The organism is Syntrophaceticus schinkii, from assembly GCF_000946815.1.
Lineage (GTDB): Bacteria > Bacillota > DSM-12270 > Thermacetogeniales > Thermacetogeniaceae > Syntrophaceticus > Syntrophaceticus schinkii.
In genome coordinates this window covers 1-6,653 of sequence record NZ_CDRZ01000052.1, presented here as the reverse complement: position 1 = coordinate 6,653, position 6,653 = coordinate 1, and the positions used below count along the sequence as shown (strand labels likewise).

Sequence of the window (6,653 nt, the reverse complement as noted above, 5' to 3'; positions counted from 1 at the left end):
GCGATTTCAGATCTGACAGAAGCAAACAAAAATTAAAGACAGATGATTGAACAGGAACGAAGGATCGACAAAATGAGAAAGGAATTCATCAATAATGTATCCCATGAATTAAAACCCGATTGCTTTGATTCAGGGGTATGCAGAAGGTTTGAAATTAAACAATCAATGAGGATGAGGAAAACAAGAATTATTATTGTGATGTGATTATGGATGAAGCCAGCAAGATGAACAGGCTGGTCAAGGAACTGCTTGATTTATCCAAGATAGAATCCGGATCTTTCAAGCTGGATAAAACGGCTTTTAATTTATCATCCCTAATAGAGAGTGTTCTGGATAAATACCAGCCGGTGTTGGTCGAAAAAGGGATCAAGGTGGAGTTAGACATACCGGAATACCTCACTGTTAATGGAGATGCTGTGCGCATTGAACAGGTGCTGGTGAATTATCTGGTCAATGCGATTAACCATACAGACGACAAAAAAGAGATTAGAATACAGGCTGTAATACAAAATGAGAAGGTGCGGGTATCTATCTACAATTCCGGAGAGAAGATTCCAGACAAATCTCTGGACAAGATATGGACGAGTTTTTATAAAGTTGATAAAGCCAGAACCCGAAGTTATGGCGGAACCGGACTGGGGCTTTCGGTAGTCAAGGCGATTCAGGATCTACACGGCAACAGCTGTGGTGTGGAAAACCTGGAAGACGGTGTCCTGTTCTGGTTTGAAGTGGATAGATAACCCTGGCCATCTTTTTTCCGGCATCTGGCTTCCAGCCCCTATTCCCACTTCCAACCTCCCACTTCCCACATCTCATTTTGTAGGTTGCCAAAGTAGGCCGTTCTTCTTCCATAATACACCATACTTACATCCAATGTTCACAAAATGAACACACAGAGTTATTATTATAGGCTTAATTTCATTTATTAATCATGGTGATCGAAAGACTGAAGGGGATTTACCGTATTATGGATCTTTCAGACTGAACCATATGAAAGCGCAGCGTTTGGCCATCTAATTTTATTGAGAGGTGAAAATAAGAGATGCACCGGGGACGGTTCCTTTTGCATCAGTCTCGCCATCGCTAAGGCTTGGGCACTTGGGCGACGCATCGAGTGGGGTATCGCTGCAGCAACTTCGACAGCGCAAAAAAGATCCTTATAAGGGTATAAAATACATCCAACTGACACCTAATGATCACAACATAGACACACAGATTTTTTATTATAGACTTGGTCACATAACAAATAGACGGAGGGGCTTCGGTACTCTGTATCTTTTAGTGCAACGCTTTTTTTGCATTTTTTACGTTCCCCCGCGGAAAACCCACGATGAACCAGAATCCCATGACTTCAGTCGTGGGAGTACGTCAAAAGCTATACCCTGTAAATACAGTGGCCCGACAAAACCCCTCAGAAGCACAGGTTTTTTAATAGGTAAAGCAGCGAGCTCCGGCATCTGTCCGGCATCAAATTTAATATTGAGAGGTGAAAATAAATGAAACCAAAGAAAGCCCTGATTTTTGCTGTATTGGGAGCATTTTTAGCAGGCATCGTTTTTACGGGAGGAATCATCTTCGCCTCCAGCAATTACTGGATGGACAAGGTTCAGGCAAATAACGCGAAATCCGGTGTGCAAACTGCAGGCAGTCATGCGGGTTCTCTTCCCGGGGTGGGTTCCTCTACTATCGCGGAGATCGTAGATAAAACAGGGTCTGCGGTGGTCAAAATCGAAACATATGCTTCCACAAAATCACGATCTAATACTTATTTCGACGATCCCTTTTACCGGCAATTTTTCGGGCAGTTTGATAACACACCGGAACAAAAGGTCCAGCAGGGTATCGGTTCAGGTTTTATTATTTCAGCTGATGGTTATATTTTGACAAATGAGCATGTGATCAGTAATACCCAGGAGATCCAGGTAAGTGTTGCGGATATCAATAAACCCCTAACCGCCCGCGTTATCGGGTCGGATGAGGAACTCGACCTGGCTGTTTTGAAGATCGATGCGGGAAAGAATCTGCCAACAATTAAATTAGGAGATTCCAATGCTGTTGATGTTGGAAACTGGGTTATTGCCATCGGCAACCCGTACAGCCTGGATCATACGGTAACCGTTGGGGTAATCAGCGCCAAAGGGCGCCCGATCACTGTCCAGAACCGCAACTACCGAAACCTGCTGCAAACAGATGCGGCGATCAATTCCGGCAACAGCGGTGGCCCGCTTTTGAACCTGCAGGGAGAGGTGATCGGGATCAACACCGCGGTGGGTTCACAAGCACAGGGAATCGGCTTTGCTATCCCCAGTAATACGGTAAACAGTGTTTTAGATGAACTGATTGAACAAGGGAAGGTAAAGCGGGGTTGGCTGGGTGTGGAGATCCAGGATGTAACCCAATCGATCGCCGATTATTTCGGCTTGTCTGATTTGGATGGTGTTGTGGTGAGAAACGTTACCAGCGGGGGACCCGCTGATCAAGCAGGAGTAAAACAAGGGGATATCATTTTATCCTGGAACGGCACCAAGGTGAAAAACACATCTGAACTGCAAGACTGTATCAGCAAAGATGGCCCCGGAAAAAAAGTCAAACTGACGCTCTGGCGCGATAAAAAGAAAACAGAGTGTACGGTCACCTTAGGTGAGCGTTGAGCACTTCCAATAACTGTTCAATTACGAAACCGGAGATTTGACATTCCCAATAAACGTTCACTGATGCAGAAGCCCGGTATTTATCTGATGATTCTCATGCCTGTACGGCTCAGATACGGGAGAAGACCTCCCCTCCCGATTCTTTCTTAATAAGGGCGGTTCTCTTTGCAGCACGATAAAAGAGAACCGCCCACTGCTATCAGCTATAACTATTATTCATGCCTCTTCCCCCCTGCTTTATGTTGACTGCTGCATCTATATAGCCTAAAATGAGCATAGCATAACTTATATGACTTGCCATCATAACTATATGTTATACATTGAGGGATTATAGATGTTAGTAGCAGGAATCGACATTGGTTCTATGTCAACAAAGGCTGTCATTTTCAATGGTCAACGTTTATTTAAAACAATTGCTCCTACCGGTTGGAGCCCCCGCCAGGCAGCTCATCAAGTTTACGGCAGATTATTGAACCAGTCAGGATACACAGAGGAGCAAATTGATTACTTGATAGCGACCGGGTACGGGCGTGTATCCATTGATTTCGCTGACCGTGTGGTCACAGAAATAACGTGCCATGCTCGCGGTGCTGCCTACCTATTACCAGGGACTGACCTGGTTATTGATATCGGCGGGCAGGACAGCAAGGTGATCAGAATCAATGACGAGGGACAGGTGCTTGATTTCGCCATGAACGACAAGTGTGCCGCCGGGACAGGGCGTTTCCTGCAGGTGATCGCCAATGCACTTGGGGTTGATGTAAGTGATCTGGCCGCTTTGTCGAAAGGACAAACACCGATCGCACTGAACAGCATGTGCACGGTTTTTGCTGAGTCTGAGGTGATCGGGCTCTTGACGCAGGGCAAAGCTAAGGGAGAAATCATCGCTGGCCTGCACCAATCAATCGCCCGCCGCATCGCCAGTATGGCACAGCGCATGGGTGCATCTAATAGGGTTACATTTACAGGTGGAGTGGCCATCAATGAAGGGGTGCAGGCAAGCCTGGAGGAACAGCTCGGAGTTCCTGTACAGGTTCCAAAAGACTGTCAGTTGGCCGGAGCAATAGGAGCAGCACTGATCGCCCGCGATTTTAACTCACGAGCATAATATCTTTGAATCCGCTGCAATAAGGTTTTGCGTTGCAGTGGTTCATCGTTATTGTTTTTAATTTAATAAAAACGGGGAGGAGAAAAGATGGCTGATTATCGTAATATGTGGGATGACCTGGGAATGGACTTGGAAAAGCATGACCTCTTATGTGAGGCACTGCCCGACGCCTTTCATGAAGTCTACATTTCCCAGCAGGACCGTCCTGAAGGGATGGACTATTATGACTTTGTTGTTGCTGAAATTCATGGGGTAAGGCCGGCGGAGCTGGTAGAGCACAGGAAAAAAGGGGGTAAAGTATTCGGCACATTCTGTGTTTATGTACCAGATGAGATCATCTTTGCGGCCGGTGCCATTGCCACCGGTTTATGTGGGGGTTCACAATTCTGGGTTCCTGGCGGAGAAAAGGTACTGCCTGCCAATACCTGCCCCTTGATCAAGGCATCAGTCGGTGCACGCCTTGATAAGACCTGTCCCTTTTTCCGTCTGGCTGACATTTACATCGGAGAAACTACCTGTGACGGCAAAAAGAAGGCATGGGAAATACTGAGTGAGGATGTTCCGGTCTATGTGATGGACCTTCCCCAGATGAAGAGAGAGAAAGATATCGCAGCCTGGACCGAAGAGATCAAACTGTTTCTCAATAAAGTTGAAGAAGTAACAGGCACTAAGGTTACACCGGAAGCCCTGGCGGAGAACATTAAACTCATTGCCCGCAAACGCAAGGCTTTGGAGCGGCTCTATAACACCCGCAAAAACTCACCTGTCCCCATCAGCGGCAGGGATGCACTCTTGATTACCCAAATTGCCTTTTATGATGACCCTGAACGTTTTTCCTCTAAAACCAATGAATTATGCGATGAACTGGATAAGAGAATCGCTGAGGGTAACGGGGTCTTCCCGGCAGACGCTCCGCGGATCATGATCACCGGGACACCGATGGCTATTCCCAACTGGAAACTTCATCATATCGTGGAAACCTGCGGTGCTCCTGTCGTAGTTGAAGAAACCTGTACAGGAGTCCGCTATTTTGAGAATTCAGTAGACGAAACCGGGACAACCCTGGATGAACAGATTCAGGCCCTGGCTAAACGGTACATGAAAGTCAACTGTGCCTGCTTCACACCGAATGAGGGAAGAGTAGATGATATCCTGCGCCTGGTTAAGGAATACAAGGTTGATGGTGTAATCGACTGCAATTTACAGTTTTGTGGACTTTATTCCACAGAGAGCTACCTTGTCCAGCAGGCTCTTAAAAAAGCGGGTATTCCGGTCATGCACTTGGAGACCGACTACAGTGAGCAGGACTCAGAACAGATCAGAACTCGTGTACAAGCATTCTTGGAAATGTTGGGGGACTAAACTGGACAGTGGAAGAAACCGAAGTATACAATTACTACATACTCTTTCCCAATCATCATGAAGGATTACATCTACACAAAGAACTTAAGAAGGCAGGGGTAAAATGCTCTATTTCACCAACACCCCGTGCCGCAAGCAGCTTTTGTGGCATCTCTCTTCTGGTAACAGAGGAATATCTCCAAGCCGCAAAAGAAGTTATCGACAGCTGTGGTGTAAGAATTGAAGGGATAGCTAGGATTCGCCGCAAACACAAATGATTTCACTGGGAAGCAAAGGGACGTTCTTTTTGCTTCCTTTGCTTCCCCTTACTTATGCAACGCCAACCAGATAACCGCCGCAAACAGTAAAGGCAATACACTTAACTTTATTTTGAGGCGGCATATTCTTAATCATTCCAAACATCGCCAGTACATTAGCAGCAGCAGCCAAAACTCCAGCACTCCCGGCACCTGTCAATCCCAATTTGGTGCCTGCTTTTGTTAAAGGTTTTTTGAGATATGTTGTTAATAGATAAACCATGAGGAAAGCACCGGCCGGCATAATGCCTCGTCTGTTGGCGTTCATTGGCGTTGGTATTCGACAAAAGTCGGGTGGTAACCGGTACTAGATCATCTCCAGAAAAGCCTCAATTCTCACCCTTAAGGTCTCCAGGTCGTGTTGGGAATAATCCGTTTCCAAATGTAAAAACGGCAAGCCGAGTTCATCTTTCACCATTTCTGCTACAAAATAAGACTCGATGTTATAGGTATGGCAGGCTTGCCAGGTAAGATCAATCACACCGTCAATCTGAAATTCTTTTACCATTCTTTTGAGTAAGTCCAAGCGGCGGTGGTTGGGAGTCATCACAGAGCAAGGAATCTTCATGTATTTCTCAGCCAGCAGGCGCAGTGGGTCAGTTTGGTTGTTTTCCTCAACACGCAATTCTACAGTCTTGTAGCCGCCGCAGTTCTCCATCGCTATCACCAGGCCGCCACACCCCTCAACCAGGGTAATTACTTTTTCACACCCCAGTCCAACCGGGGTCCCAGTGAGTAAAATACGCGGTGTAGACATTTTCCCTACTGAGTAACCCCCTGCGGCTTTCTCTTTTATATCGGCCACCAGGCTGTCCACCAGTTTGACTCCCTCCCTGCGATCAGCCTGAAATCCTATCTGATAGGACACTTTTAACATGTCTAACCCGGAGATAAGAGCGGGTTTTGCCTTGTTCATGTCAAATAAACCCTGCAAAGCTCGGGCCTCTTCGTTATTGTTGTGGATGGCTTCATACAGCGCCTCATCTGTAATTTCAACCTCGAGGGCAGCTTCCAGGTGCTTTTTTTAGCCTCTGCAGCTCCTCATACCAGAGCTCAAGTGAAGCTGCATCATCCGGGACCTGCGGCAGGTGCATCACATATACGGGCTTCATCACATTTTTCTGCAGCAGCTCAAACATTTTTTTTTCTTGCCGTCACAGGTTTGTCTCCCCAATTACCAGGTCGGAAAGTTAAAAGAAAGGGCATTGTTCTGATCAGCGCAAAGCCGTAACGAAT

9 protein-coding genes are annotated in these 6,653 nt (G+C 46.5%); 6 read left to right on the top strand and 3 right to left on the bottom strand.

Going from position 1 to position 6,653, the window contains the following annotated elements; all coding sequences use genetic code 11:
• Positions 1 to 42: 42 nt before the first annotated feature.
• From SSCH_RS18830 to SSCH_RS03775, 6 genes are all read left to right on the top strand, one after another.
• Entirely contained in the window at positions 43 to 204 is a 162-nt protein-coding gene (locus tag SSCH_RS18830; protein WP_198142143.1) for a hypothetical protein, read from the top strand.
• 2 nt (positions 205 to 206) lie between these two features.
• On the top strand, positions 207 to 740 hold the full coding sequence (locus SSCH_RS03795) for a sensor histidine kinase (protein ID WP_052835275.1): 534 nt from the start codon (positions 207 to 209) through the stop codon (positions 738 to 740).
• 756 nt (positions 741 to 1,496) lie between these two features.
• Entirely contained in the window at positions 1,497 to 2,651 is a 1,155-nt protein-coding gene (locus tag SSCH_RS03790; RefSeq protein ID WP_044664316.1) for a S1C family serine protease, read from the top strand.
• Between the two features lie 334 nt (positions 2,652 to 2,985).
• A complete protein-coding gene (locus SSCH_RS03785) occupies positions 2,986 to 3,759 on the top strand; it encodes an acyl-CoA dehydratase activase (RefSeq protein WP_044664315.1) in 774 nt (257 codons plus the stop codon).
• Positions 3,760 to 3,846: 87 nt separating this feature from the next.
• Positions 3,847 to 5,121, top strand: coding sequence for a double-cubane-cluster-containing anaerobic reductase (locus SSCH_RS03780; protein WP_044664314.1), 1,275 nt, complete (start codon positions 3,847 to 3,849; stop codon positions 5,119 to 5,121).
• Between the two features lie 8 nt (positions 5,122 to 5,129).
• Complete coding sequence (locus SSCH_RS03775; RefSeq protein ID WP_044664313.1) at positions 5,130 to 5,378, top strand: putative Se/S carrier protein; 249 nt, start codon at positions 5,130 to 5,132, stop codon at positions 5,376 to 5,378.
• 52 nt (positions 5,379 to 5,430) lie between these two features.
• Here SSCH_RS03775 and eutH read toward each other — a convergent pair whose 3' ends face one another.
• The 3 genes from eutH to SSCH_RS18085 all read right to left on the bottom strand — a co-directional run bounded on the left by eutH (position 5,431) and on the right by SSCH_RS18085 (position 6,556).
• Positions 5,431 to 5,661: an ethanolamine utilization protein EutH gene (eutH, locus tag SSCH_RS03770; RefSeq protein ID WP_044664312.1), complete on the bottom strand. Its 231-nt coding sequence runs from the start codon at positions 5,659 to 5,661 to the stop codon at positions 5,431 to 5,433.
• A 63-nt stretch (positions 5,662 to 5,724) separates the two neighbouring features.
• Positions 5,725 to 6,381, bottom strand: a complete 657-nt coding sequence (locus SSCH_RS03765) for a 2-hydroxyacyl-CoA dehydratase family protein (protein WP_232294206.1) — start codon at positions 6,379 to 6,381, stop codon at positions 5,725 to 5,727.
• A 28-nt stretch (positions 6,382 to 6,409) separates the two neighbouring features.
• Complete coding sequence (locus SSCH_RS18085) at positions 6,410 to 6,556, bottom strand: 2-hydroxyacyl-CoA dehydratase family protein (RefSeq protein ID WP_156972080.1); 147 nt, start codon at positions 6,554 to 6,556, stop codon at positions 6,410 to 6,412.
• Positions 6,557 to 6,653: the final 97 nt, after the last annotated feature.